The organism is Salinivibrio siamensis (genome assembly GCF_001996005.1).
In the GTDB taxonomy this organism is placed as follows: Bacteria; Pseudomonadota; Gammaproteobacteria; order Enterobacterales; family Vibrionaceae; genus Salinivibrio; species Salinivibrio siamensis.
Genome location: NZ_MUFB01000060.1, coordinates 1 through 1,011, shown reverse-complemented (window position 1 = coordinate 1,011; position 1,011 = coordinate 1). Strand labels below are relative to the sequence as shown.

The following is a 1,011-nucleotide window of genomic DNA, read 5'->3' as shown; positions in this document are numbered from 1 at the left end:
AGTTAGGTCTGGTATTGAAACTCTTTTTAAGAATGATGAAATTAAATTTATCTGTTGCACTAGCACTCTTTTACAAGGGGTTAATTTACCCGCTAAACATATAATAATCGAGAATCCTAAGTCTGGTGACAGCCCCATGTCTCGATCAGATTTTTTAAATCTATCCGGACGTGCTGGTAGGCTGTTAAAAGAATTTCATGGTAATATTTGGTGTATAAGACCATCAAAATGGGATGATAATTCTTATGAAGGCGATAAGCTACAAGAGATCTCTTCTGCAATAAGCTCGGTTATGACTGATGGTGGCTCACTAATTCAAGATCTTCTCTCTGATAATATCGAGCCTGGAAAGATTATTGACGAAGCGGAGATGGCATTTAGTAAACTGTACCAAGATTATCATTACTCAGAAAATAACTCTTCTATTGAAACTTATAGAACAGATGAGAATTCTGAAAATCTTGATAAAACTATATCAGTCATATCTCAAATGGTTGTTGACCTCCCGTCAGATATTATTGAAAGAAACAAAGGAATTAGGCCTGATCATTTACAGAAGGTGTACAACTTCTTATCAAAAAAGGAACACCTTGAAGACTATCTACTTATTAGTCCCTATACATCTGGGGCTAAGGTAAAGATGAATAACGTTATTGATATTTTTATTGATTGCTTTGGGTGGGAGTTATCCCAAAGTTATAAAAATCTAATTAGCTTCTTGGCATATTATTGGATCTGGGGTAAGCCGTTAGGTGAACTTATTAGAGAGCGTGTTAACTATGTTAGGAAAAGCGAGCCTAACAAAAAAGCCTCTACAATAATTAGAGATTACTTAAATATTTTGGATAACGATATCAGGTTCAAGATGGTCAAATATTTCTCTGCATACAATGATATATTAAAACATGTTTTAATAAACAGTAGAAGTGATAACGAAGAAATAGAACTGGAGCCATATCATATATATTTAGAGTTTGGATCCTGCAAAAAAGATGTTCTAAATATTATGGC

The 1,011-nt window shown here is 33.8% G+C and carries 1 pseudogene; it reads left to right on the top strand.

The annotated features are described in order from the left end of the window. A pseudogene (locus tag BZG73_RS16050) lies at positions 1–1,011 on the top strand (DEAD/DEAH box helicase); the annotation flags it as partial.